22 protein-coding genes, 1 pseudogene and 1 riboswitch are annotated in these 24,678 nt (G+C 38.5%); of the genes and pseudogenes, 18 read left to right on the forward strand and 5 right to left on the reverse strand.

Going from position 1 to position 24,678, the window contains the following annotated elements:
* Positions 1-179: 179 nt before the first annotated feature.
* Complete coding sequence (locus G7084_RS01710; protein ID WP_206212045.1) at positions 180-1,556, reverse strand: ArnT family glycosyltransferase; 1,377 nt, start codon at positions 1,554-1,556, stop codon at positions 180-182.
* Between the two features lie 319 nt (positions 1,557-1,875).
* Here G7084_RS01710 and G7084_RS01715 point away from each other — a divergent pair, with 319 nt between their 5' ends.
* The 3 genes from G7084_RS01715 to G7084_RS01725 all read left to right on the forward strand — a co-directional run bounded on the left by G7084_RS01715 (position 1,876) and on the right by G7084_RS01725 (position 4,382).
* Positions 1,876-3,105 carry a hypothetical protein gene (locus G7084_RS01715; protein WP_166009473.1) on the forward strand — a complete coding sequence of 410 codons (1,230 nt, stop codon included), beginning with the start codon at positions 1,876-1,878 and terminating at the stop codon, positions 3,103-3,105.
* Positions 3,106-3,481: 376 nt separating this feature from the next.
* Positions 3,482-3,823 carry an MmcQ/YjbR family DNA-binding protein gene (locus G7084_RS01720; RefSeq protein WP_166009475.1) on the forward strand — a complete coding sequence of 114 codons (342 nt, stop codon included), beginning with the start codon at positions 3,482-3,484 and terminating at the stop codon, positions 3,821-3,823.
* A 235-nt stretch (positions 3,824-4,058) separates the two neighbouring features.
* Positions 4,059-4,382: a DMT family transporter gene (locus G7084_RS01725; RefSeq protein ID WP_166009477.1), complete on the forward strand. Its 324-nt coding sequence runs from the start codon at positions 4,059-4,061 to the stop codon at positions 4,380-4,382.
* Positions 4,383-4,533: 151 nt separating this feature from the next.
* Here G7084_RS01725 and G7084_RS01730 read toward each other — a convergent pair whose 3' ends face one another.
* Both G7084_RS01730 and G7084_RS01735 read right to left on the reverse strand, forming a co-directional pair.
* Positions 4,534-5,055 carry a dihydrofolate reductase family protein gene (locus tag G7084_RS01730; RefSeq protein ID WP_166009479.1) on the reverse strand — a complete coding sequence of 174 codons (522 nt, stop codon included), beginning with the start codon at positions 5,053-5,055 and terminating at the stop codon, positions 4,534-4,536.
* Between the two features lie 102 nt (positions 5,056-5,157).
* Complete coding sequence (locus G7084_RS01735) at positions 5,158-6,051, reverse strand: AraC family transcriptional regulator (RefSeq protein WP_246163837.1); 894 nt, start codon at positions 6,049-6,051, stop codon at positions 5,158-5,160.
* Between the two features lie 55 nt (positions 6,052-6,106).
* Here G7084_RS01735 and G7084_RS01740 point away from each other — a divergent pair, with 55 nt between their 5' ends.
* From G7084_RS01740 to G7084_RS01780, 9 genes are all read left to right on the forward strand, one after another.
* Positions 6,107-7,408 carry an MFS transporter gene (locus G7084_RS01740; RefSeq protein WP_166009481.1) on the forward strand — a complete coding sequence of 434 codons (1,302 nt, stop codon included), beginning with the start codon at positions 6,107-6,109 and terminating at the stop codon, positions 7,406-7,408.
* Positions 7,408-8,505 (forward strand): zinc-dependent alcohol dehydrogenase, encoded by a 1,098-nt coding sequence (locus G7084_RS01745; protein ID WP_166009483.1) that lies wholly within the window; start codon positions 7,408-7,410, stop codon positions 8,503-8,505. Before G7084_RS01740 ends, G7084_RS01745 begins: the two co-directional genes overlap by 1 nt.
* Before the next feature lie 3 nt (positions 8,506-8,508).
* Entirely contained in the window at positions 8,509-8,967 is a 459-nt protein-coding gene (locus G7084_RS01750; protein ID WP_166009485.1) for an HIT family protein, read from the forward strand.
* Positions 8,954-9,652 carry a D-lyxose/D-mannose family sugar isomerase gene (locus tag G7084_RS01755; protein ID WP_166009487.1) on the forward strand — a complete coding sequence of 233 codons (699 nt, stop codon included), beginning with the start codon at positions 8,954-8,956 and terminating at the stop codon, positions 9,650-9,652. The genes G7084_RS01750 and G7084_RS01755 overlap by 14 nt, the downstream gene beginning before the upstream one ends.
* Before the next feature lie 331 nt (positions 9,653-9,983).
* The gene (locus tag G7084_RS01760; RefSeq protein ID WP_166009489.1) at positions 9,984-10,166 is read left to right on the forward strand and encodes a hypothetical protein; all 183 of its coding nucleotides are present in this window, start codon (positions 9,984-9,986) and stop codon (positions 10,164-10,166) included.
* Positions 10,159-11,262 carry an SLC13 family permease gene (locus G7084_RS01765; protein ID WP_166009491.1) on the forward strand — a complete coding sequence of 368 codons (1,104 nt, stop codon included), beginning with the start codon at positions 10,159-10,161 and terminating at the stop codon, positions 11,260-11,262. Before G7084_RS01760 ends, G7084_RS01765 begins: the two co-directional genes overlap by 8 nt.
* A 498-nt stretch (positions 11,263-11,760) precedes the next feature.
* On the forward strand, positions 11,761-12,696 hold the full coding sequence (gene rbsK, locus G7084_RS01770) for a ribokinase (RefSeq protein WP_166009493.1): 936 nt from the start codon (positions 11,761-11,763) through the stop codon (positions 12,694-12,696).
* A gap of 27 nt (positions 12,697-12,723) precedes the next feature.
* On the forward strand, positions 12,724-13,146 hold the full coding sequence (gene rbsD, locus G7084_RS01775; protein WP_166009494.1) for a D-ribose pyranase: 423 nt from the start codon (positions 12,724-12,726) through the stop codon (positions 13,144-13,146).
* Between the two features lie 148 nt (positions 13,147-13,294).
* A complete protein-coding gene (locus tag G7084_RS01780; protein ID WP_166009496.1) occupies positions 13,295-14,209 on the forward strand; it encodes a GRP family sugar transporter in 915 nt (304 codons plus the stop codon).
* 222 nt (positions 14,210-14,431) lie between these two features.
* Here G7084_RS01780 and G7084_RS01785 read toward each other — a convergent pair whose 3' ends face one another.
* Positions 14,432-15,982 carry a YfcC family protein gene (locus G7084_RS01785; protein WP_166009498.1) on the reverse strand — a complete coding sequence of 517 codons (1,551 nt, stop codon included), beginning with the start codon at positions 15,980-15,982 and terminating at the stop codon, positions 14,432-14,434.
* Between the two features lie 204 nt (positions 15,983-16,186).
* Between G7084_RS01785 and G7084_RS01790 the strand changes: the two genes are divergently transcribed.
* The 6 genes and pseudogenes from G7084_RS01790 (at position 16,187) to G7084_RS01815 (ending at position 23,280) form a co-directional block, all read left to right on the forward strand.
* Positions 16,187-17,461, forward strand: a complete 1,275-nt coding sequence (locus G7084_RS01790) for an ATP-binding protein (RefSeq protein WP_166009500.1) — start codon at positions 16,187-16,189, stop codon at positions 17,459-17,461.
* Positions 17,458-18,306, forward strand: coding sequence for a DNA-binding domain-containing protein (locus tag G7084_RS01795; RefSeq protein ID WP_166009502.1), 849 nt, complete (start codon positions 17,458-17,460; stop codon positions 18,304-18,306). Before G7084_RS01790 ends, G7084_RS01795 begins: the two co-directional genes overlap by 4 nt.
* A gap of 94 nt (positions 18,307-18,400) precedes the next feature.
* A riboswitch (SAM riboswitch) is annotated at positions 18,401-18,492 on the forward strand.
* Between the two features lie 98 nt (positions 18,493-18,590).
* A pseudogene (gene metK / locus G7084_RS01800) lies at positions 18,591-19,783 on the forward strand (methionine adenosyltransferase).
* Positions 19,784-19,995: 212 nt separating this feature from the next.
* On the forward strand, positions 19,996-21,444 hold the full coding sequence (locus G7084_RS01805) for an ABC transporter permease (protein WP_166009504.1): 1,449 nt from the start codon (positions 19,996-19,998) through the stop codon (positions 21,442-21,444).
* 41 nt (positions 21,445-21,485) lie between these two features.
* Positions 21,486-22,154, forward strand: coding sequence for an ABC transporter ATP-binding protein (locus G7084_RS01810; RefSeq protein ID WP_166009506.1), 669 nt, complete (start codon positions 21,486-21,488; stop codon positions 22,152-22,154).
* A 172-nt stretch (positions 22,155-22,326) separates the two neighbouring features.
* Complete coding sequence (locus tag G7084_RS01815) at positions 22,327-23,280, forward strand: nucleoside hydrolase (protein ID WP_166009508.1); 954 nt, start codon at positions 22,327-22,329, stop codon at positions 23,278-23,280.
* Positions 23,281-23,403: 123 nt separating this feature from the next.
* Here the strand turns inward: G7084_RS01815 and G7084_RS01820 are convergent, their stop codons facing one another.
* Positions 23,404-24,576, reverse strand: coding sequence for an iron-containing alcohol dehydrogenase (locus G7084_RS01820; protein WP_166009510.1), 1,173 nt, complete (start codon positions 24,574-24,576; stop codon positions 23,404-23,406).
* Positions 24,577-24,678 lie beyond the last annotated feature (102 nt).

Genomic DNA, 24,678 nt, shown 5'->3' on the forward strand with positions numbered 1-24,678 from the left:
TAACGGTTTTTTGCTGGATAAAATTATCCTGAATTAATATAGTGATATTATTTTCTTGTTAGAGTAGACCATCAGAGCTAATTGAAAAATTGTAAAGATTTAATCCTAAGGTGTTCAAAATGATGCATTGATACATTATTGGAAACAAATCGCGGTTAATTTATGAAATCATATGATGATTATTTTGGCTGATAAACGGTATAAATACCAAATTTATTTGAGGTGTAATGTTCGTTTGATAACTTTAGATGAGCGTAATTAGGAGTAATAACCGTAGTCTGTTGATTTATAATCGGCTGTTTAGTGAAAGTGTAGTTTGTAAATTGAGTAATATGTAAAAATTCATGTTTCTCGGGGGCGAATTTTACTGTGCTGATAAATTCTTTTGGGGTCGGTCGGTCATAGAATAAGACCAGGGAGTATCGTTGATTGCCTGGTTGAATAATATTAATAGGTCCATGCTGCTGCTTTGCTTTGTGTAGGGCTGCCTCAAAGCCTTGATTATAGACTTTTTGAATGGCAGGGGTGTTATTAAATGTTGTGAAATATTGTTTGAGAAATAAGAGATTCGGCAGCGTGAGGATTACGATTATTAATATTTTCAGCCATTGAAATAGCCAATTAGAGTGTTGGCTAAGCCATTGCCAAGTCTTGCTTAAACCCAGTGCTGTCAGAGCTAGAATAGCCAACCAAGCTAAATTATAACGATTAATATTTCCTTGTACTGAAAAAGTTAATGCAATAATACCACTCCCCCAAGCGCCCAGTACCCATTGTCGCATTTTCACAGCCATCAGCAGGCCGATAAAAGCAAAAAACAAATTAACGATGTAGGTGATGGCTGAAATTGGGGTTGCATTTTGCCAAAGACCATCAAATTGGGTCCCCAGTAATAACCAATTTTGTGCTGGATTCCCGCCTAATGTTTTACGGATCATCGTGAATCTTTCAACGGAAAAGAAACCTAAATCAAAAGCGGACATATTAAATGAGTTAACGGCAAACCATAGGATCATTGGTAAAGCAATTAGTAGAAAGATTCCGGCTGATTTAAAAGCCTGAAACCAGGTCATTTGTTGCTGGTAAAGAGACCAAAGATATAATACCCCTAAGATTAAGGGAAGGGCGAGAAGGACACTTGAATACGCATAGATTGACAAGGCGAAAAAAGCGGCTGCCCAATAGTAGTGTTGGTAGACAAAACAGGTGAAAGCGATCAATAAGATACAAGGTAGAATATTTGATTCCAAACCTTGACGGGCAATCATGATGGCCCAAGGATTGATCGCCAACAAAAGCAAACCAGTTGTTGCTACTTTTTGGTTCCAGATTTTTTTTAAAAATAAGTAGAAAATGGGGAGCAAGATCAGACTGGTTATTAATGAAACGGCTCGTTCAGAATAAATATTTAAAGTCCATATTTTAAGAATGGGCAACATTAAATATTCATAAAGGGCATTCATACCACTCCCCCAAGCTTTCAAATAAAACGGATAGTGATGCCCCCACATATCGGTTTGAAAGTTAGCTAGTGTCCAAGCATTATATCCAGTCATTGCTTCATCGGTGGTTAGTCCGCCTGGAATGGTCCCAAAGTGAAAAACACGAAGGAAAATTGCTAAAATAAATATTATTAAAATGAAATAATTTTTAGAAAGATATATTTTGGTTTTATTAATCATAATACGTCTAGTATAACAAGATTGAATCATGTAGAATACAATGTGTTCAAAAGTAATGAATTCGACCCGGTAAATCGTTGAATAAAACGATGATTGAGTCAGCGAATTAATATTGGTAATTTTATTTCTAACTTGAAATATAAAGGGGGAAATGTCTAAAATTATGTTTAAATTATAGACATTTAGAAAACAAATGCGAATTAATAAGAAAATGATTTTTGGAATTGTTACATTTTTATGGTTAATCGTCATGTTTGCACAGAGAAATTTGTATCCATTATCACCACATTCAGATTTGAATGCTTTCCAGATTCCATGGTGGGAATATTTGAACGGTCATGGCTTCCATGGGATTTTAAATATAAATCATGACATTAATGGTAATTATGGTCCCATTTGGTACTTTACCATTGTTGTTTTATGCAAATTGGGCGTTTATTCAGCGTTACCAACGGTTTGGTGTATTAAAATCCTAGCGGGGATCTTCACCTTTTTATCAGCATGGGCGATGGCTGTCCTCATGCGTGTCATTATTGGGGATAAAGTTTGGAATGATGTTTTGGCATATACTTTAGTTTTGTTCAGCCCCGTCTTCTTGGGTGATATATTTAAGACCAATTTACCGGACAGCTCTTTCTTTTTATTTAGTATCTTAGCTATTGTCGCTGTTTTTAAACAAAAACACTGGTTAAGTTGGTTTTGGGTGGGCGTCGCAGTTTCATTTAAAGCAATGGGCATTTATGTTACCCCGTTTCTTGCATTCTTTTATCTACGTGATTTTAAGAAAATGAGTTTATGGGCTCGTTTAAGCCCGCTCATGACGGTAATTGGAATGGCGATTTGCGCCTTGCCTGCCATTATTTTAGGTGAACACCCCTTCATGGCGATGTTTGGTAACATTATGACGCGAAGTGGTGGTTTGAGTAAACGTGATTTTGGAATTCTTAAATTAATTGATGGTGGATCATGGGTTTGGTTCCCGAATTTAAATCATGCCCAAAAAGTTGAGATGCAATTAGCTGGAATCGCTGTCTTGGCGCTCATCTTCTTAGGCCTTTATCTGATGATCTATCTAATTCCGAAATTGAGTCAACAAAATGAAGCTCTACTATATCTGTTAGTCGCATCACCCATGTTATGTTGGTTGTTTTTACCCGCCCAACATGAAACATATTTCAATATAGCCGGAGTTTTTGCGATTATTTTAGTTGGCGTCCATCCTAATTTGAAGCATTGGTTGATATTGTTGATGACCAATTTCTTGGTTTGGTCTGGTTATCATGGCTTTCGTCAAGGCGTTAACCAAGTTTTTTGTACCTACTTGTTGATTGGATTAATTCTTTATCTCGTCTTTGAAATCGTTCGATTATCGAATATGGATGTTTTTCTGGCGAATAGCAGTAATAAGTTGGGACGCATGTAGATCAAATTAAGCGCGGTTTACTTTTTTGGTGGGTCTTAGCTGACGAGGAATGGCTTGCCACTTCAAGGTCGGAATTAAAGAGCTTCACATGTGGATGGAGCTCTTTTCTTATGTTGATTTCCAAACTTTGGACAAAATTTTTTTGAAAATTCAACAGTTACGTGGAATTTTAATTTACAATATACCTAGGTTAACAATTCAGATATGAAATATTTAAACATTCGATGGTGGAGAAACTAGCAATCGTTTAAATCTAAATAGATCATAATAAGACATGAACAATTGACTAGATTAGCAATTAGTGTTCGGCGGCGATAATACATAAATAGGCAAATAATCGAGATAAGACGACTAGTTCGCGATAGAGGTATTTTTAATGAATGAAAAACAATTGATCAAGCTAATTGAAGTTGAGACAGATGCATATTTATCTTATCCATTTAATAAACCAGGTGTGAACTCCACTATTAAATGGTCCGTTTTAAAGCATCAAAAAAATGATAAGATTTTGGCGATGGTCTATGTCAAAGATGAAGAACTGCTAATGAACGTGAAGCTTTTACCTGAACATAGTGAGAGTTTACGCATGTTAAAGGGGGTCGAGCCAGGCTATCATATGAATAAAAAATATTGGTCGACAATTGCCATTAATAACACAGAATTAACATTGACTGAGCTTAAAAATATTATTAAAGAAAGTTATGAATTAACTCGATAGGGCGTTATATATTATTAAACAGTATAGTTAATTTAATTTATGTCGATCCATCATAGACCCGAAGTGTTTATGAACTTGATTGGAACAACAGAAAATGGAATTTTTAAAACCTACGCTAGCTCTGAGGTCGAAGTGGAATGGAACCATACGTATTTTTTTATATTGCTTGGGAGCCCCTTTGGTGAGGGCTTTTTGATTTAAAACCGTTAAAATCAAAAATCAGAGGGGATGAAACATGCAATATTTATTATTAATTCTGGCAATTGGTGCCGAATTGGCAGGAACTATTTTTTTAAAGTTTACAGATGGATTTACCAAATTATATCCAACGATCATTACCTTGATGGCTTATGGGACCGCTTTTTATAGTTTATCAATCGTGGTTAAAACTTTACCGGTTAATGTCGTCTATGCGATTTGGAGTGGGGCTGGGATTGTCCTAGTAACACTAATCTCGGTTTTCATCTTTCACAATACGATTAATTGTCCAACGATGATCGGAACTGCACTAATCGTAGTGGGCGTGGTCTTAGTGAATACCTTTGGGGCTGGTCATTAAATTATAAGTGCGCGCTTTAAAAAGCATCTCATTAGAGATGCTTTTTAAATTTATGCCAAGTCTGTAAATAATATTCTGGGAGCTAAAAGTTCATTTTAGGCTTCAAGGTTCTTACAGAGTGCATGCTAAGGTTAGCCGAGTGTGTGATTAGTTACTTTTTCTTCAGATGTAATTCTGTTAATTCTCCCATCGTTTGGGTACCTAATAATGCAAAACGTTGAGCATAATCACCGGGTTCAAATAGACGCTTGCCTGCACCGAGTAAGACAGGAGCAATTTGTAACCAAATTTCATCAAGCATCTCCTGTTCTAAGAGGGGTTTGACGATTGATCCACCACCAATAATCCAAATCAAGCCGCCATTGGTTCGTTGTAATTCGTGAAAGATCTTGATAGGATCACCTGATACAAAAGTCGTATCTGCGGCGTCAGATAGAACCTGATGTGAAAAAACGATTTTATCTTTTCCTGGATATAATTCCGCATTTTTTAGATGTTTTTGAGTTTCTTGGTACGTTTTACGCCCCATAACAAATGTATCAACCTTGACTTCAAAGGCTTCATAGGTAGATTGTCCCTTTAAATCAGTTTGAAATAACCATTCTAATCCGTCTGCGGGGTCGGCTAGATAACCGTCTAAACTAACGGCGCCGTAAAAGACTATTTTTCTCATTGAAGATGCTCCTTAAAAAGTATTTTCTAAAACCAGCCAACAGTTGAGATTAATACCCGAACTTGATGAAATCTGAAAAATAGCGAAGATGAAGATACAGAACTATTTTTTTACGACTTTGGGCTCGGATGAAATGTCAAACTCAGTGTTAAATGTGATTTGAATATTGCGATTGGCCAAGTAATTTTGTTGATACTGTTTCGGTGAGAGACCATACTTGGCTTTAAAGGTCCGAGAAAAGTGCGAGAGAGTCATATCGATGCTATTTGCAATGTAGGAAATTGAAGTAGCTTGGTGAAGCTGTTCGCGAGCATATTCTAATCGAATATTTTGTAGTAAGGATTTTGGAGATAGGCCAAAATCTTGTAAAAAAATTTTATCAATTTCGTGCACTGAAATATTAAAATGTTGCGCAATTTCGGACATGCTGGGATTATCTAAAAAATGGGTTTCAAAATAATTAATAATATTTGTTGAGATATCATTATTGACTTCAATATCTAGCGGAAGCACCGGAATATTGGTGTTTTTTTGTTTGATCAAGGTTAAAAGTAAATCAATTGACTTGATGAAAATGATTTCTTGGTCGGCATGGTAGCGATTGTTTAACAGATTTTCATAAATTTGATTGAGGAGCGTTAAATCGAGTCCGTCATTAATTTTTTCCATGAAAAAAGTATTAAACATCACCGTGTCTGAGCTGGCAATGTTTAACTTGAAATCAAGAATATTCCCTTTCTCTAAACAAGTGTAGGTGTGTTCACAATTTTTAGGGATACCAAGCAAAGTATTTTTATTCGCATGATAGGTTGTCCCATCAATCATAAATTCGTGGAGACCACTTTTGACAAATAGAATTTGATGGAACTTATGTTTGTGGATAGGAATCACCATTTTATTTTTATATTTTTTGATGGCTGAACAGTAAATATTCATAGCTATTCTCCAAAAAAAGCAAAAAAACAGTCTAAAAGCAACAAATGAAAGCGCTAACATTACCCTATAATTTTATCTTGTAAATCAGTTTATATCAAGTAATTGGAGGAGTGTTATGGATAATTTAGATCCTGGAATTGAACGTAAAGTTAGATATCGATTATTACCTTTTTTGTTCATTATCTATTTTGTTGCCTTTTTAGATCGCAGTAGTATAACATACGCATCCCTTGGAGGTATGGATGCCGAACTGGGCTTAACTAGTACTTTTTATGGCTTTGTTGCTGGAATTTTCTTCATTGGTTATTTTCTATTTGGTGTGCCGGGGAATATGTTATTGGAGAAAGTCGGAGCTAGAAAATGGATTGGGATCATTCTATTGTTATGGGGAGCTGTGACGGTTGCTACCGGGTTCGTACATTCGGCAACCATGTTAGTGATTTTACGCTTTCTGTTGGGAGTTTTTGAGGCAGCTCTCTTTCCGGGAATGACCTTGATTACGACTTATTGGTTTGTTAGTGTGCATCGAGCCGCAGCAGTGGCGATGTTTATGGTCGCGCCCCCATTAGCTAATGCTATTGGTGCCCCGGTAGCAATGACGATTATTGATTATGTTCATAACTTTATTGGACTAGCCGGTTGGCGGTGGCTTTTTGTCATCGTGGGGTTACCAGCTATTGTCTTAGGGTTGATTACATTTAAATATTTAGATGATGATCCGAGCCAAGCTAAGTGGTTAACGATAAAAGAGCGGCAGAGTTTAGTTCAAGCCTTAGATGCGGATAAATTAAAAAATAGTACCAGTCATGGGGTTATTGAATCATCCTTTAAGGCCGCGTTTAAAAATCGGAAAGTTTGGATTGTAACCTTAATGAATGTCTTTTATGTGGTGGGTCTCTATGGGATAACCTTTTTCTTGCCTAAAATCATCGCATCCTTAATTCAGAATGCATCGGATATACAGGTTGGATTATTAACGGCTATTCCGTATTTATTAGGGGCAGTTTCATTAGTGGTCACAGCTAAAATATCGGATAAATTGCAAAAAAGAAAGATTTTTCTGGTGGGAGCGACCGTATTAGCAGGGTTATCGTTGATCGCAGTTAGTATTTTTCAGGCGACACCCTTGATTGCGTTTATTTTTATTATTTTTGGGACGTTGGGTGTCTATGCATGGTCGGGCCCATATTGGGCCATTTCAACACAACTCGATCCGCGAATTGCAGCGGTAGGGTTAGGGATTATTAATGCTTTAGGTAATTTAGGTGGTTTCGTTGGTCCTTACACGGTAGGGGCTTTAAATGATATCACGGGAACCCAGATGTCAGGGGTAGTCTTTTTAGCGGTTTCTTTGATTTTGGCAGGATTAATGACGATGTTTTTGAAGGAACAAGATAATAATGGAGGAATAAAATAATGGTACGTAAAATGGTAGTTCCAGATATGAAGTGGGTTGATGAACAAGCGGCAGGGACACAACAAGTGGCGGTGATGGAAGAGATCGGTAAGATTGATATTAAATATGCCGAAATTCCGCATGCTGATGATTATCAAATTCGGGTTGCTGTGAAGTGGGTTGGAATTTGTGGTAGTGATTTGGAGGTTTATCGTGGTGTCCGTTCACCTGAATTTTTAACTTATCCGATGCGATTAGGCCATGAAGTGGCCGGAGTGATTGATGAAGTTGGTAAGCATGTCGTTGGTTTTGAAGTGGGGGATCAAGTTGCCTTGCGATATGTTTGGGGTGCGTTTGCCGAATATGTTACAGTTGATCCGTTTTCAGCAGTCAAACTTCCCGACGATTTTGAATTGATGCATGGATCATTGGTTGAGATTACTCCAACAATTCTGACTGGAATGGAACGTGGTGAAATTAGTCAAGCGAAGAATGTGTTAATTACCGGGCAGGGGGTCAGTGGACTGCAACTAACCCAGTTTGCCAAACTATACAGCCCAAAGAACCTGGTTGTAACTGATCTCTTTGAAGATAAGTTGGCCATTGCACGTGAATTTGGAGCTACAAAAACTTATCAGATTCCAAATAAAGATACGCCAACAATGGATATTGTGGGTAAAGATTTCCCAGATGGCTTTGATGTTGTCATCCCCGCTCTATTGGAGGGTGATGCTGTCATTGATGCTTTGGATGCGACAGCTCAAAATGGTCGCATTGTGATGTATGGTGGAATCGGTAAGACGACCAAGCCCATGGACTTCTTTAAGATGCATCGCCGGCGGGTCGATATTTTCACGACCGAACCGAAGCGCGACGTTGATAACCATCGGTTGTTCCGCGAAGGGCGTGATATGGTGGTCAATGGTTTGATTAATACAGAGCGAACTGTTACCAATATTTTTCCCTTGTCGCAGATTGATAAGGCCTTTGCCTTAAGAAATCAAACGCGTGGAGATGTTATTCATATTATGATTGACGCGGATGTTACTCACGATGATGGACGTTATGATGAAGCTAACAGTCATGCTTTGGCAACCATGGATCAATATGAGGAATAGCCGATGACTGAGATGCCAATGCGAGTGGGATGTTTTTATTGTGAGCACAATGCAGAGCAAGATAGTAAAATGACAGCCATTACCTCATTATCAGTCTCAACTGTTTATTTAAATCATGATCAAACCTATGCTGGGCGGGTGATTGTCGCTTTAAATTGGCATGTTGATGAAATGTTTGAACTGACAGATGGGCAAAGAAATGCCTTTTTTAAAGACGTCAGTATAGTTGCGCAGGTTCTAATGGATGTTTTTTGGGCCGATAAAATTAATTATGGTATTTATGGTGATCTAGTTTCACATTTACATGTCCACATGGTTCCCAAAAAGAAATCTGAAGCCGGCTTTGGGGAAGCATTTACCAATAATCCCGGCTCAATTAAAGTGATTAGTCCAGCTCAAGAAGCGGCAAGGATTGAACAGCTACGAAAGTTATTAGAGGAGGCAGCTGATGAAACGTTCTGAAATTGCAACTATAATTATAGAGGCCAAGCAATTCGCACAGAATTTGCAGGTCCCATTGCCACCGTTTGCTGATTGGGATAAAATGATTTTCAAAAATTTATCCCAGAATCATCAAATTGATGAAATTATTGACAATCGATTGGGTTGGGATGTAACAGATTTTGATAAGGGCGACTTTTTCAATTACGGGTTAACCGCTCTGACGATGCGGAATGGAAATTTTAATCAGCCAGACAAATATCCCAAACCTTATGCTGAAAAAATGCTACTAGTTGAGGACGGTCAAATTTTACCGCTGCATTTTCATTGGGAGAAAACGGAGGATATTATTAACCGTGGTGGAGGTGTGCTTCAAATCAAACTATATAATGCCACACCACAAGAAGCGTTAGATCAAACGCATCAGGTTCATGTGGTAATGGATGGAGTTCTAAAAACATTTACTGCGGGTAGTATCATTGAACTTCTACCAGGGCAAAGTATTACACTTACGCCACGAATTTATCATCAATGGCAAGCTAAGCCTGGGTTAGGAAAAGTGATGTTATTTGAAGTTTCATCTACAAATGACGATAGTACGGATAATCGCTTTTATGAAAAGATGCCTCGGATGAGTCAAGTGACTGAAGACATTGAAAGTGAAATGCTGTTGGTTTCAGATTATGATGAATTTTTAAACAAATAAATAAATAAACAAAAGGGATGGTGCTCAAAGGTGCGATCCCTTTTTGTTTTAAGATCAATGTTTAAAACGATTAACATGTAAAAAATAAAACGTCAAAGATATTTGTAAAGATTATTACAACGAAATATTAACTTTAAAATGGTTTTAGACTTAAAATGTTCGCATTTGATGATGACATGGGCCTTTTAAAGCGGTTTACAAAAAATATAGTTCATAAAAAAAAGATTAGTTATAATTCCAAGTTGGAAATGTTACAGTTTAGCGTTTGATAAATAATAGTAAATTTCAGATAATAGAAAGGTTGAGTTTTATAAGTTAAGGAGATTGTGGTATGACACATCAAACGCATGCGGACCGTTCAATTACAACGGAAAGTATCGCAGTGGCTAGTATTCCTGTAATGATTCTTGCAACAGGACTAACAGCATTAATGGCTGCAAAAGCGTACCAAATAATTCGATTAGCAAACGCATATGGCACAGTGATGGAGAAAGAGAAGCATCTTAATGATTAATCGTATCTTTACATACTTGAAAGAGGATGTAATGTTTACGGCTAGTATGATGTTAGCTGTGATTACATCTTTTCTGGTTCGTCCCGATATTGGGGCGGTCAATTGGCATACTGTTTTTAGTTTAATGACCATGATGATTTGGGTCGGCTTTTTAGAGAAAGCTGGAATTCTACATACTGTCGCGGTTTGGTTAGTGAACCGCAGTCATCACGCACGAACGTTAATGACGAGTGTTACCATCTTATCTTTTTTTGGGGCCATGTTATTATCCAATGACATCGCGATCTTAACAATCCTACCAATCTATTTAAGACTAGCGGATCAATTGACGACTCGGTTAAAAGTCGTTGGTTCAACGTTAGTTATTATGGCGGCCAATTCTGGTGCGATTCTGTTTCCTTTTGGTAAATCGCAGAATTTATACATGTTTGTTCATTATAAGATCAATGTGATTCAATTCTTTGAATGGTCGGCGTCACTAACGTTAGCAACCTTAGCCTTAATGTTCATAATTACGCGTTTTGTGCGTAGTACACCCTTACAAATCGATTTACCAAAACCAGAGAAAATTCACCGGGGACGGCTAGGTTTTTTAACATTCACTGGAATTATTTTGATTATTACCATTTTTGGTTGGACACCGTTCAATGTCGTGGTTCCACTCATTTTGATTGCGTTTTTTCTATATAATCCTAAAATGTTCAAATTAGTTGATTTTGGACTTTTGGCTACGTTTATCTTCTTCTTTATTGCAACGAATAATCTCGCCCACTTAGATGGGGTTAAACATATGATTGAAACGTTGTTTGATACGAAGACTCATGTTATGTTTGGAACGTTCTTCTTAAGTCAATTCATTTCTAATCTTCCCTCAACCATTTTGATTTCAACTTTTACTGATCATGCTTATGATTTATTTATTGGGTCAAATATTGGGGGATATGGATCAATTTTTGCTTCAATGGCCAACTTGATTGGTTATCGGGTTTTCCGACAGTTGGATCCAAAATTTTCTTGGACCTTCCTTAAGGTCTTTATGTTGGTAAATTTTGCCTTTGCAGCTGTATTGTTATTGATCTTTGGACTTTGGCGCTAATTAATTTAAATATATAACGTAAGTAGATCGTCGTTGACGGTCTCTTTTTTTATATAAATTTAAAAAATGTGAAATACAATACAAAAGTTATAAGGCTGGCTTTATTTCAAAATTATCGTCGTTTTAATTCAGAAAAGTTTGTGTTAATGTAAGTGATTTTCATGATTACCTAATTTGATTAAATTTTCAAAAAAAATATAAAAATAATCAAAATTGCTTGTATAAACCATTAATATGATAATGTATATATAAAGTATATTAAAAAACATACAGCAAACGATTCCAAATAAAACGTTTAACTAAATTTGATAAAACGTTTAACATACATTGAATGCAACATTTGAAAAAAACATTCAGAAAACGTTTACAAAAGAAAAATGATATATTATACTATGGTTATTGAAAGTCGCTTCACATTGCTGTCGATTTAATCTAATTTAATCGGCTCGGGCGCGTGCAGGTGGTCATCAAAAAAATAAAGAAATGAAGGATAATTTAATGGCAAAGATTATTACTGTTTTAGGATCAACTAACATTGACAAAGTTGTTTCAGTACCCCGTTTTGGAACTAGTGGAGAAACACTTCACACTCCAAACCATCAAGTTGAAGCAATGGGTGGAAAAGGTTTGAACCAAGCCGTCGCTGTAGCGCGCTCAGGAGTTAAAACTAACATGATTACTAAGGTGGGTAAGGAATTTGACACCGCCAAGAGCATGAATGTTGCCAACTTAAATACTGAACATGTTATGGTTTCTGAAACTGAAGAAACTGGACAAGCATATATCACGGTTTCTGCTGAAACTGGTGATAATATCATTCATATTTACGGTGGAGCTAATGCAGATATGACGGCAGCTGATGTCCGTGCGCATGAAGCAGCCATTGCTGAATCAGATTTCGTGATTGCTCAATTGGAAACTCCAATGGAAACAGTTATTGAAGGATTCAAAATCGCGCATGAAAATGGTGTTAAGACAATTTTAAACCCCGCTCCAATGCCTGAAGTGGGTGGTTTACCAGCTGAATTATTGGAATTGACGGATATCATTGCACCTAATGAACACGAGACATTCTTGTTGACTGGGATTGAAGTAACTGATGAACATTCAATGTTGCACAATGCGGCTTACTACTTTGAACGTGGAATTGATACTGTAATTATCACCATTGGATCAGAAGGATCATTCTTCATGCGTGATAACGGAACTGAGGGAATTGTCCCTGCCTTTAAGGTTAAGGCCGTTGATACTACTGCAGCCGGAGATACATTTATCGGAGCAACTGCTACACGTTTGAACGCAAACTTGGATAACTTAGCTGAGGCAATGCGTTACGGTTCAGCTGCGTCATCTTTGACGGTTTCACGTGCCGGAGCACAACCAAGTATCCCAACTGAAGCTGAAGTTTTGGCTGTTTTGGATGCTCACAAGTAATTTTTGACTCAACATAGGAGATAAATTATGCGTAAGACAAATCTTTTAAATACAAAATTATCAAATGCAATTTCAGAAATTGGACACACTCAATGGTTAACTATTGGTGATTCAGGACTTCCAGTTAAGGATGACGGTCGAAAGATTGACCTTTCAGTTGTTCGTGGACTTCCTTTGTTTATTGATGTTTTAGCTGCAACACTTTCAGAAATGAAGATTCAAAAGGCTTACTTAGCTGAAGAAATCAAGACTGAAAACCCAGAACAATTTGCTGCTATTCAAGCATTGTTAGATGATGATGTTGAAGTTGTCTTCATCTCACATGACGAGCTTAAAGCTATGAGTCGTGATGATAACAATATCGCGACGGTTCGCACAGGTGAAATCACGCCATTCTCAAATATTGTTTTGGAATCAAACGTTGATTTTGCTGGTGAAGCAATTAAGTAATATATATATTAATATTTTTTAGATTAAGAAGCGGGCATCGATGAATTGATTATCCCAATTTTGCAGGGATCTTGAACTCATTTAGGGTGTGGCTTCTTTAATTTTGAACTTTTTACAATTTAATAAATCAGAATAGGATGATGAAAAAATGAATATGTTAGGATTGTTTTTCTCGCTATTAGCGATTATCGGTTGGAGTGCGTATCCAACTTTGGTTTCTTACTTTGGTGGTAAGCCGGTGCAAGGAATCTTTGGAGCCACTTGGGGAACGTTTATCGTGGCGATTGTACTTTCATTAGTAATGCAAATGCCTATGTTGCAGGGTGCTAACTTCTGGTTGGCCTTCTTCTCAGGAGCTGCGTGGGCTTTTGGAAATGTTTTGACAATTATGGCTTTTGGAATGAAGGATCAAGACGGTAATGTCTTGGGCTCAGCGAAGGCAATGCCAATTTCAACGGCTTTCCAAATCACTGCGAACGTTGTTTGGGGTGTTATCATGCTTGGTAACTGGGGTCCTGTCTCATCAAAGGTTTACGGATTTATTGCCGTTGTTGTAATCTTGGTGGGAGCTTACATGACTACTTACCAAGAAAAGAAGTCCGCAGGAAACATGCAATTATTGATGAAAGCGGTTGGAGTTTTGTTGATTGCTCAAGTTGGGTACTCATTGTACGGAATTCTTCCACAATATACGCATGGAACTGATGGAATGCACATGTTCTTGGCCCAAGCAATGGGAATGGCTGCCTTCGGATTGATTCTTGGAATCTACGAAGTTGCTAAGAACCACAATAACATCTTCCAACAAAGCACAACTTACAAGCAAATCTTCTCTGGTTTCTTCTTTGCAATGGCCGCATTAGGTTACTTGGTGTCTGCCCAACCAGCAATGCTTGGTTTGGCAACTGGATTTGTTCTTTCACAAGTTTCAATTGTGGGAGCCACAATCTCAGGAATTCTTGTAATGCACACTAAGAAGACAAATAAAGAATGGTTAGTTATTGCGATTGGGTTGATCTTAATTGTGATTGCTGCAGCGGTTACGGCGTTCTTAAAGAATTAATAATATAAAACGTTAAATTGTTTAAATTGAACAATTTAACGTTTTTTTTTAGAAGTAGATGTTGCCAAATATAAAATAGTGATGATGCTCAAATGGAGTTAAGTTACTGAATGGTTGACCTAGTTAAGATTAAGTTGACTTAGTAATTGTCAGATATTGAACGATACAAAAAAAGTTTCGCTAGTAGAAAGTAGCGAAACATTTTTTAGAACAACGATGATGTTATGAATAAATAAGAACTTCAGCGACTAAGATGATTGCTCCAAAGCCGAGTACGAAAGCGACAACCGGCCAAACGAATTTGAGCCAGTGAGAATACTTCATATCTAACATCTGAAGGGTTGCCATGACTAAGCCTGTTGGAGCAAGGAAGAGCATTGCGTATTGTCCGAATTGGTAAGCAGTCACGACGACGAATCGTGGAATGTCGACGGTGTCGGCCAAGGGAGCCATAATTGGCATTGAAAGGACTGCTAATCCTGATGATGATGGAACAATGAATCCTAAGACGAAGAAGATTAAAAGCATAACCAGAATGAAGAAGGGACCGCTCATGTGCGTGACCAATGAAGATGAGAACTGCAACATGGTATCTGAAATCATTCCTTCGTTTAAGACAATATTGATTCCACGCGCTAACCCAATAATGAGGGAAACTCCGACCAAGCTAGATGAACCTGCTACAAATGCATCAACAACCCCTTTTTCACCAATTCCATTAGGTCCAGTTGCAGTTAGAAACATAATGAAGATGGCAAAGGTTAGAAAAGAAGCAGCCATGGTTGGGAACCACCAACCTTGTGACATTACTCCCCAAACCATTAGAGGGAAAGTTATGACGAAGAGAATCAAAATTAACTTTTGACGGAAATCAAAAATGCGGGCAATACCACCATTTTCACCAGTAATCGACCACATTTTTTCAAATTGAGTGCGATCTTCATAAGCGTATGAGAAACTGGGATCTGCTTTAACTTTTTTACTGTACCAGTAGAGATAAGCAATTACGAAACAAGCCGCAACAGCACAACCAACGATTCGCCAAGCAATTCCCTGGGTGAAATTAATTCCGGCTGCATTCGAAGCGATGACAACCGAGAATGGATTGATGGTTGAGAAAGCCGTTCCCACGGAACTAGCTAGGAAGATTGCCCCGACACTGACGATCGAATCATAGCCCATGGCGATAAAGACGGGAACCAAAATTGGATAAAAGGCGACCGCTTCTTCTTCAATTCCACATAAAGTTCCACCTAAGACCATTAGAATTGCTACTAAGAAAATCAGCATAAATTCATGCCCTTTGGTTTTCTTAGTCAAGGCCATCAAACCAGATTCAAAGGCGCCACTCGCTTTTACGACCCCAATTAAGCCGCCTAAGACGAAGATGAAGACCATGATATCAACCGCTTCAATTGTTCCACGGACCATACTATTTGGAATCGCACTCACACTAGCGGGACGTTGCTTGAGCCGTTGATAAGTTCCTGGAACTGAGATTTCTTGGGTGATACCGCCACTGGTAAATTGTTTGATATCAATTTTAACGCCTAATTCCTTTAGGGAATCTTGTGTGGCGGGGAGTTTTTTAGTCGGTCCATCGGGGACATTGACCTTAAGCTGTTTACTTGGTTGATCATATGATAATTTAGAATAGCTTCCGGCCGGAACGAACCAAGTTGCAAGAACGGCCAGAATGGTTAATGCAAAAAGAATTACGAAAGCACCTGGCATTTTCAAATGAAAATGGGCGCGTTTTTTAAGACCAGTCATACGAATTCACCTATACCTTTATGGATAAATTTGTAAAATTAAGAAATCAGGGCCTTGAAAAATGCAATATGTAAATGAACAATCTTATTTGGGAATCAGATACTTGTATAGTGGATGATTTCTTATTTACAATGGTATTATAAGTAAGCGGTTTCATTAAGTTTCAAAAAGTTTCAAAAATGAGATAATAGGGAAGGTTTTATCATGGGATTAAGAATGAATCGGTTTGGTCGTTGGCAAAGAATTTTAGTGGTAGCCATGTGTGTTGCCTTGGCTTCGCAAGTTAATTTTGAAATTTTGACACCGGGTTTTATTGTAGCTCTTTCGCCGCTTCTTTTGCCAGTTTTTCTTTATTTTAATACGGATTTAAATCCCCTGCGATTGGTTGGAGTTGTTGCTTTGGCTTCACCAATTTTTCGCGGGTTACTTCTTTGGTTGAGTCACTCAGGGCAAATTGGTACGTTGACACTCTCAGATATTGGTTTTTATATTTGCTATGGAGTTTTATATTACTGGCTCTATTGGCGGCGAGGCGGTTGGAATAATTTAACGTTTTTCTGTACGATCGTCCTGTGTGATTATGGGGCAAATCTCTTTGAAATTGCGATCATGAATCATGGTGATTTTGCCGATTATCGATTTTTTCAACTTTTGTTTATTGTGGCGCTGATACGTACTATTTTAAGTTGTGTTTTTGCCTTTGGTTATCATTATTTAAATCTGATGATGCGTAAAGAACAACATGAGAAACAATATTACCAATTTGTGCTAGTCGCTGCTGCTGTAAAAAACGAAGTTTATTTTATGCAAAAAAATGTGGCTGAAATTGAACGTATTATGCAGAATGCTTATGTCTTAAATCAAACTTTGAAGGAAGAGAATCCGGCAGCGAGTCAAAGAGCATTAGAAATTGCCCGCGATGTGCATGAAATTAAAAAAAATTATCGCAATGTGATTACCGGGTTAGGGGGACAGTTTGATCTGGGTCAAATGCAAGCGATGCACTTAACGGAAATTTTGCGGATTGTGTTGTCCGATCTACGGACAACGATCAAAGAACAACATTTAAATATTGTGGTGCAAGTTCAAAATGAAGTTGATGTGATGGTTGCTAAACACTATGTTTTGGTAACGATTTTATCTAATTTATTATTAAATGGGCTTGAGGCGATGGCTGACCAAAAATTTGGGCGTTTACAAATCAATATTAGTCGGCAAAATAATGAAATTATATTAGAAATAGCGGATAATGGTATGGGGATGACTACGGCAGTACAAGCCGCAATTTTTCAACCGGGATTCACGACTAAATATAATGTTCAAACCGGCGATGTATACCGGGGAATTGGATTGTATCACACGAAACAAATCGTTGAAGAGCAATTCAAAGGTCAAATTATGGTTCAGTCGGTCCCTAAGGAAGGAACCACTGTTACGGTGCACCTTTTACAAGGTCAATTGGAGGATGAGGCGCAATGAATTTCTATATCGTAGATGACGATGTCGCAGTACCATTGGTCCTACAACAAATTATCGAACAAAATTTTGACTTTACCGTGGTCGGGACTGCTCACTCCGCCCAAGCGGCGTTGGATCAATGGTTGGCGTTAGATGTGGATATTTTATTAGTGGATTTATTGATGGCCGAAATGTCAGGGATCGATTTGGTGAAAAAATTAAAAGGAATACAACCAAATTTACGAGTGGTAATGATTTCGCAAGTTCGTTCACCACATTTACGGGAAGAGGCATATCGAGGAGGAATTGAATTTTTCATCGATAAACCAATTAATGTCGTTGAGGTGAAAACGGTGCTCGAAAAGGTTGTTCAAAACCTTCAAATGGAGCAAAAATTAAAGCACATTCAAAAGTTGATTGGTGATCAAAGTGCCGTAGTGGAAGAGTCCATGGCGCAAGGAGTTGTACAAAAGAATCAACAAGCCAAAATTCGCTCTATCTTAAATTTGCTGGGTATCTCTACAGAAACTGGTGCATCTGATATTTTATTTATTGCTGAGATCATGTTGGAGCAACAATTGCATTTTAAAGAAATTGATTTTGCGGTTGATTATCAAATTGATGAACATGAAAAAAGAATTATTTTTCAACGGATTCGGCGTGCACTGAAAGTGGGACTAACTAATTTAGCACATCTCTGTCTTGATGATTTTGAAAATGAATTATTAATTAATTACGGGAATATTTTATTTGAATATAAAAATGTTCATGAAGAAATGCAATATTTGCAGGGCAAGCGGTCTGAACATGGTAAAACTTCTTTGCGACATTTTTTTGAAGGTTTAGTTTTGGAGAGTCAAGCTTAAAGTGATGATGGTCGTGTTGAATAATCCCTGGGTTAAAAAGACTTGTTAAATTTGGTTGATCGTGTAAAATGTAAGATAACAGTTAAAAATAACATTCCTATCAAGAGTTCAGGGAGGGACTAGACCCGATGATCTGACGCCAACGTACCCGTAATGGGCGATGTGGTAACTTCTAGCAGATGGGCGTAATGATCGTTAAAATGACATGCGCTTATCGTATGTCATTTTTTAATTGATTAAAAATTGGGCTCCAAGGGAGTCTGCTATATTAAAGGAGTTTTATAATGGTTGAAAAACGTCTCTTTACCTCAGAATCAGTTTCAGAAGGTCATCCCGATAAGGTTTCTGACCAAATTTCAGATGCAATTTTAGATGCAATTTTAAAAGCAGATCCAATGGCACGTACGGCCATCGAAACTGCGGTAACCACTGGTTTTGTTAATATATTTGGTGAAGTGTCAACAAGTGCATATGTAAATATGAACCAGATTGTTAGGCAAACGCTCAAGCGGATTGGTTATGATGATCCGGATGCTGGCTTTTTAGCAGATGATATTCACGTCGCTTTAACGATTGATGAACAATCACCCGACATTGCCCAAGGGGTTGATTCAGCTTTGGAACAGCGTGAGGCCGGAGGTGTTGATCCATTGGACCAAATTGGAGCAGGTGATCAAGGTTTGATGTTTGGGTATGCCACCAATGAGACTGACCAATACTTACCTTTGTCGGTAGTCTTATCGCATGCTTTGGTGAAAAAACAAGCGGAAATCCGACGGGCTAAAACCTTACCATACTTGTTGCCAGATGCTAAAGCTCAGGTGACGGTTGAGTTAGATGAAAATGATCAAGCTAAGCGAATTGATGCTGTGGTTTTGTCAACGCAACACCGTGCCAGTGTCAGTCTAGAGCAACTACGGTCGGAAGTTAAAACGGCTATTATTGATGAGATCTTGCCCGCTGCTTTAGTTGATGAAAAAACCCGTTATTACATTAATCCGACGGGTCGTTTCGTCATTGGGGTCCTAAGGGTGATGCGGGGATGACTGGTCGGAAAATTATTGTAGATACCTATGGTGGCTATGCTCGTCATGGTGGTGGTGCTTTTTCAGGAAAGGATGCGACCAAGGTGGATCGGAGTGCAGCTTATGCTACGCGACATATTGCCAAGAATATTGTTGCAGCTGAATTAGCTGAGCGCGTTGAAATTCAAGTTGCTTATGCCATCGGTGTGGCAGCACCAGTTTCGATTGATGTTAATACATTTGGGACCGGTCGGGTTACCGATACACAGTTAGTTACGGCCATTCGTGATTTGTTTGAACTACGGCCGGCCGGGATCATTGAAGAGTTGGATCTGCGCCAACCGCGTTATGAAGCAACCGCCGCTTATGGTCACTTTGGCCGTCCAGAATTGGACTTGCCATGGGAGCGTTTGGATAAGGTTGATGCGCTAAAAGCTTATTTTAAAAATTGATTAGTATTCAATAGTCATGGATTGTTATTTCATAACAAGGCATGGCTTTTTATTTATCAAAAATATTAATTTCAAGAGGAAGTTAGACCAAGATGCATTTCAATTTAAGAGTTTTAGGGAATTTAAGTTTGGTTTGAAGTAGATTTATGCTTAACCTAAGTGATCGTTTCTATAATGAAAATTATTCAAGATAGAGAAACGAGGGACTTATTATGAATTTTATCAAAAGGGCGGGAATTACCCTGTGGACGCAAAAAGGGCGCACGATTTTATTGACGATTGTATCCAGTGTGATTTTAGTGTTTGTAATGGCGGGACTCATTATTCAAAATGCGGCGCAAAGTTCAGCTAAAATTGCAGCGGATGCGGTTGGATCAACGGTGACACTTTCGGCTAATCGTGAAAAAATGTTTGAACAAATGCGTAAGCAAAGTACTGATAGTGATAGCACTTCGGATACAACGATTCAAACACCGACCACGACGGTAGCGAAAGTTCAAAAAATGGCAGCATTATCCAATGTGAGTTCTTATAATATTACCAATAGTACTTCGGTAAATGCGAATAGTTTTAAGGCAATTTCTACTTCTAAGAAGCAAGGCCAGATGTTGGGAGGAATGAGTCAGACGAGTAGCGGCGATATCTCAATCAGTGGAACATTGACTACCGCAGGTGTATCTGGATTTCAGGACAAGACCAGTAAGATTACGTCTGGGCGTGGGATTAAGGCAAGTGATGTGAATACCAAAAATATCATTGTGGAAACAGAATTAGCTTTGGCCAATGGGATTAAGGTTGGTGACCACTTGAAAGTAGCTAATTCGGATGATAGTAGTAAAACAACTTCGCTAAAAGTCGTTGGAATTTATCAGAGTAAGGCAACTGATAGTGGCCCAATGGGGGCTGGAGCGGGGAATACTATTTATGGTTCGTATACCTTAGTCAATAGTTTGGCAGGAACAGAAAATGAAGTGGCAAATGTAACCTTTAATATGCAAGAACCTGCCAAAACAAAGCAGTTTGTCCAAGCTGCTAAGAAAATCTTAAACGATAATAAGATAACTTTAACATCGGATGCCTCGGCTTATAAGTTGGCTGCTAAAAATATGCGACGAGTAGCTAGCTTAGCCGGTCAAATTGTTTGGGTTGTAGCAATCGCTGGTGCGTTGATTTTGGGATTGATTATCTTATTATTAACGCGGGAGCGCCGGCGTGAAATTGGAATTTTGGTGTCCTTAGGTGAGACTAAAAGTAAGGTTGTGAGCCAACTATTTGTTGAGTTATTAATGATATTGGTTGTTGCCCTAGGAATTGCGACGGCAGTCGGTACTACGGTATCCAATCAAGTTGGAAAAAGCTTAGTTAGTCAGCAACAAACTAGTCAAACGCAGCAACGGATGGGTGGGGCCCCAGGTGGTGGTCAAGCCCCAAGTAAGGGTAGTGCGACAAATGGTCAACCGAGTGGCGATCACCAACCAGGTGCTGGCATGGAACAGAGTTTTAGTCAATCTTCAAAAACGGTTAAGTTAAATAATGTGATGACACCGATAACTGTGTTGGAATTAGGTGGGATTGCTATTTTGATTGCTTTGTTATCCGTGGGTGGTGGTGCCATCATGATTTTGAAATTACAACCAAAACAAATTTTACAAGTGGATTAAACAACGAATGATAAAGAAAACTAGAAACGAGGAACGACAGTATGACCTTAAAAATTAGAAAACTCAGTCATTGGTATGCCAGTGAAGATCAAAAATTATATGAAGACGTTGATTTAACCTTTGAAGCAGGTAAATTTTATTCCATTGTGGGTGAATCGGGTTCAGGAAAAACAACGTTGCTGTCCTTTTTGGCCGGTTTAGATGTACCACGGCAGGGTGATATTACGGTCGATGGGGTTTCCATTTATCAAATTGGTCTTACAAAATACCGTCAGAAGTATGTTTCGACAATCTATCAAGCGTATAATCTACTCAATACGATGACGGTTTATCAAAATATTGAAACGGCATTAGCGATTACGAAATCGAGCCATCTTGGAGATAAGAAATATATATTAAGTACCCTTGAGCGAGTTGGTATTAGTCGAGAACAAGCCAAGTTACCTGTGAGAAAATTGTCGGGAGGAGAACAGCAGCGTGTAGCCATTGTCCGGGCTTTATTAGTCGACGCCCGAATTGTGGCGGCAGATGAACCGACAGGTAACCTAGATCATACTAATTCACAATTAATCGTCGATTTATTTAAAGAATTGGCTAGTGAACATGGTAAAACAGTGATCATGATAACCCATGATCAGCAACTAGCCGGTCAAGCTGATATTCAAATTAAACTAAAACAAAACCATTTTGTCGTGGACAACCAGGTCTAATATAAAATGCGAGGGTCACTTGGGATGATATATGTATATATTAAAAATGTTTGTTTAAAATTTGATTTTAAACATATATATTGAAACAATGTTCGTTTATTCATCTTAAAAGTTATGTTATTATTCTAATAATGACATAACTACGAATGATTCAGATGAGGGAGTTTAAAAAATGGTTGAAAAAGTCTATTTTAGTCATGATGGTGGTGTGGATGATTTAGCATCATTAATGTTATTGTTAGCAGCTGAAGCTCAACATCAAATTGATTTAGTAGGAATTGGAGTGGTCCCAGCCGACTCATATTTAGCTCCCGCCATTTCAGCAACGCAAAAGATTATTCACCGCTTTTCACGACATGCTGAAATGCTGATTAGTGCATCGGATGCTCGGTCGAGTGATCCATTTCCTAAAGAATGGCGTATGGATGCCTTCACGGTCGATGCATTGCCTATTTTAAATGAATTAGGCGTGGGTCAAACGAAAATTTCGTCTCATTCGGCCGCAGATGATCTTCAAAGATTGTTAATGCAAACCAGTGATCCGTTAACTCTACTATTTACGGGTCCGGTGAGTGATTTGGCAACGGTCCTACTACGGCAACCGGAGTTAAATAAAAAGATAAAGCGTCTCGTTGTTATGGGAGGAACGTTTGGACCAGGCAATATTGCGGAACCAGAACAAGATGGTACCGCTGAATGGAATGTATTTTGGGATCCCCAGGCGTTTAAGATTGTGGTTGATGCCGGTTTGAAATTTCAAATGGTCGGATTAGAGAGTACCCATGAAGTGCCACTACGCCCCGTGGACCGCCTACGGTGGGCGAAACTACGCCAACACTTAAGTCTTGATTTTATTGGTCAGGCCTATGCCACGGTCCCAGTGCTCAATCATTTTGAAACCAATTCAACGTATTTCTTATGGGATGTATTAACAACAGCCTTTATGCTGAATGCCGAATTGGTTCAAACAAAAGTATTAACGATAGACGTGATTACAAAGGGAATTAGTCGAGGAAGAACGATGATTACTCCTGATGGACACCCAGTTGAATTTGTTTATCAAGTGGACCATGATGCTTTCTTTAGTTATTTTGAAAATACCCTATTGGGGCTGAATGGTAAATGATGAGACGATTGAATCTATTTATATATTTTATTCTTTAAAGAAAAGTATTAAAAAAAGCAACCCAAGGTTGGAGTTAAATCCAAGATTGGGTTGCTTTTTTACATTTAGAAGCTTGTAGTATGGTTATTTGGCATCGTAAGCGGCTTGGAAGATATTGATGATATCTTGTTTGGTACCCTTGCGAGGATTGGAGAATGCATTACCATCTTGCAAAGCATTTTCGGCCATCATTGCGAAGTCTTCTGGCTTAGACCCGATAGCTTTAATTGAACGAGGGATCCCAACATCTTCTGCTAATTGCTTCATGGCCTTAATGGCTAATTCAGCCGCATCTCGTGTTGAGAGACCAGTGGTGTTTTCACCCATGATTTCAGCTAGTTCCGCAAAACGGGTTGGATCGGCAATTAAGTTATATTGTTCAACATAAGGGAGCAAAAGAGCGCAACAAACACCGTGTGGAGCATCATATTGTCCGCCAAGTTGATGAGCCATAGCATGGACGTAACCTAAGTTCGCATTGTTGAAAGCCATACCGGCGAGCATTTCTGCTTCAACCATTTTAGTACGAGCGTCTAGATTATGACCATTGGCAACAGCTTCGCGTAAGGAACTTTCAATTAACTTAATCGCTTCGATACATTGAGCGTCTGTGATTGGATTGTGATCAATTGAAACATAAGGTTCCACTGCTTGTACGAAGGCGTCCATCCCCGTGGCGGCTGTTAGGCTAGCAGGTACTTCCAGCATCAAAGTGGGATCGTTGAAAGAAACAAGCGGAATATTGCGCCATGAGACTACCACGAATTTTAGATGAGTGGCTTCGTTTGTAATAACGGCGTGTCGGGTTAACTCGGATCCCGTTCCAGCAGTGGTATTAACTGCAATTAGTGGTGGTAAGGGGTTATTGAGTGTCTCGATTCCCGCTAACTGGGTGATATCATCTCCGTTGGTTAAAATTATTCCGGCACCTTTTCCGGTGTCGTGAGCGGAACCACCACCAATGGTAATGATGGAATCGGCCTGCTCCTTTAAATAGAGGGCTTTGACGGCTTGAATATTGTGGATTTTGGGATTAGCTTCAACGCCATTGTAAATGACATAATCAACGCCTGCTTTTTGTAACGACACCAGTGCCTGTGCAACGGCACCATTTGGTAGCGTCTCCAAAAAATGATCAGTTACAATGACGGGTTTCTGCATCCCTAACATTTTGGCACGTTCACCGAGCTTTTGGATAACATTAGGTCCGAAAAAATTAACACTGGGCATTAGAAAATCAAAACTACGTTCGCTCATTTTGAAGCCTTCTTTCTATTATTGTAAAATCAAGTCTATTAATTGATAACGCTTACAGTGTTGATCTTACCACGCTTTACTTAGGAATACCAAATTAGGTTT

Origin of the sequence: Weissella coleopterorum, assembly GCF_011304355.1 — a bacterium.
GTDB lineage: Bacteria > Bacillota > Bacilli > Lactobacillales > Lactobacillaceae > Weissella > Weissella coleopterorum.

Bases quoted from the DNA above. Each gene is read 5' to 3' on its own strand.
- G7084_RS01710 (WP_206212045.1), bottom strand. From the start codon at position 1,556: ATGACTGGATATAATGCTTGGACACTAGCTAACTTTCAAACCGATATG.
- G7084_RS01715 (WP_166009473.1), top strand. From the start codon at position 1,876: ATGCGAATTAATAAGAAAATGATTTTTGGAATTGTTACATTTTTATGG.
- G7084_RS01720 (WP_166009475.1), top strand. From the start codon at position 3,482: ATGAATGAAAAACAATTGATCAAGCTAATTGAAGTTGAGACAGATGCA.
- G7084_RS01725 (WP_166009477.1), top strand. From the start codon at position 4,059: ATGCAATATTTATTATTAATTCTGGCAATTGGTGCCGAATTGGCAGGA.
- G7084_RS01730 (WP_166009479.1), bottom strand. From the start codon at position 5,055: ATGAGAAAAATAGTCTTTTACGGCGCCGTTAGTTTAGACGGTTATCTA.
- G7084_RS01735 (WP_246163837.1), bottom strand. From the start codon at position 6,051: ATGTTAGCGCTTTCATTTGTTGCTTTTAGACTGTTTTTTTGCTTTTTT.
- G7084_RS01740 (WP_166009481.1), top strand. From the start codon at position 6,107: ATGGATAATTTAGATCCTGGAATTGAACGTAAAGTTAGATATCGATTA.
- G7084_RS01745 (WP_166009483.1), top strand. From the start codon at position 7,408: ATGGTACGTAAAATGGTAGTTCCAGATATGAAGTGGGTTGATGAACAA.
- G7084_RS01750 (WP_166009485.1), top strand. From the start codon at position 8,509: ATGACTGAGATGCCAATGCGAGTGGGATGTTTTTATTGTGAGCACAAT.
- G7084_RS01755 (WP_166009487.1), top strand. From the start codon at position 8,954: ATGAAACGTTCTGAAATTGCAACTATAATTATAGAGGCCAAGCAATTC.
- G7084_RS01760 (WP_166009489.1), top strand. From the start codon at position 9,984: ATGACACATCAAACGCATGCGGACCGTTCAATTACAACGGAAAGTATC.
- G7084_RS01765 (WP_166009491.1), top strand. From the start codon at position 10,159: ATGATTAATCGTATCTTTACATACTTGAAAGAGGATGTAATGTTTACG.
- rbsK (WP_166009493.1), top strand. From the start codon at position 11,761: ATGGCAAAGATTATTACTGTTTTAGGATCAACTAACATTGACAAAGTT.
- rbsD (WP_166009494.1), top strand. From the start codon at position 12,724: ATGCGTAAGACAAATCTTTTAAATACAAAATTATCAAATGCAATTTCA.
- G7084_RS01780 (WP_166009496.1), top strand. From the start codon at position 13,295: ATGAATATGTTAGGATTGTTTTTCTCGCTATTAGCGATTATCGGTTGG.
- G7084_RS01785 (WP_166009498.1), bottom strand. From the start codon at position 15,982: ATGACTGGTCTTAAAAAACGCGCCCATTTTCATTTGAAAATGCCAGGT.
- G7084_RS01790 (WP_166009500.1), top strand. From the start codon at position 16,187: ATGGGATTAAGAATGAATCGGTTTGGTCGTTGGCAAAGAATTTTAGTG.
- G7084_RS01795 (WP_166009502.1), top strand. From the start codon at position 17,458: ATGAATTTCTATATCGTAGATGACGATGTCGCAGTACCATTGGTCCTA.
- G7084_RS01805 (WP_166009504.1), top strand. From the start codon at position 19,996: ATGAATTTTATCAAAAGGGCGGGAATTACCCTGTGGACGCAAAAAGGG.
- G7084_RS01810 (WP_166009506.1), top strand. From the start codon at position 21,486: ATGACCTTAAAAATTAGAAAACTCAGTCATTGGTATGCCAGTGAAGAT.
- G7084_RS01815 (WP_166009508.1), top strand. From the start codon at position 22,327: ATGGTTGAAAAAGTCTATTTTAGTCATGATGGTGGTGTGGATGATTTA.
- G7084_RS01820 (WP_166009510.1), bottom strand. From the start codon at position 24,576: ATGAGCGAACGTAGTTTTGATTTTCTAATGCCCAGTGTTAATTTTTTC.